Here is a 255-nt window from a genome sequence, read left to right on the forward strand (position 1 = left end):
ATGCTACTAGTGCTGTTGGTTCCGCTACCGCTAAAACCATTAATATCACATCAGCTGGGTATTATTATTTTGACGGGGGTATCTGGCAGCGGTTTGCTTTAGGTTCGGGATATACAGGTTCCGGTTCCATTACGTTGAATGGGAGCAGTTTTGAGCGTGCAGCCTTGACGGGAGATATTACTTCTGGAGCTAATTCGAATACCACGACGATATCGGATAATGCAGTCACCTCTGCAAAGATTCTGGATGGGAGCA

At 46.3% G+C, this 255-nt stretch carries 1 pseudogene; it reads left to right on the top strand.

Annotation, left to right across the window (positions count from 1 at the left end):
- Positions 1-255, top strand: a pseudogene (locus C1634_RS26225) (hypothetical protein); the annotation flags it as partial.

The sequence above is a fragment of the Chryseobacterium viscerum genome, assembly GCF_002899945.2.
Classification (GTDB): domain Bacteria; phylum Bacteroidota; class Bacteroidia; order Flavobacteriales; family Weeksellaceae; genus Chryseobacterium; species Chryseobacterium viscerum.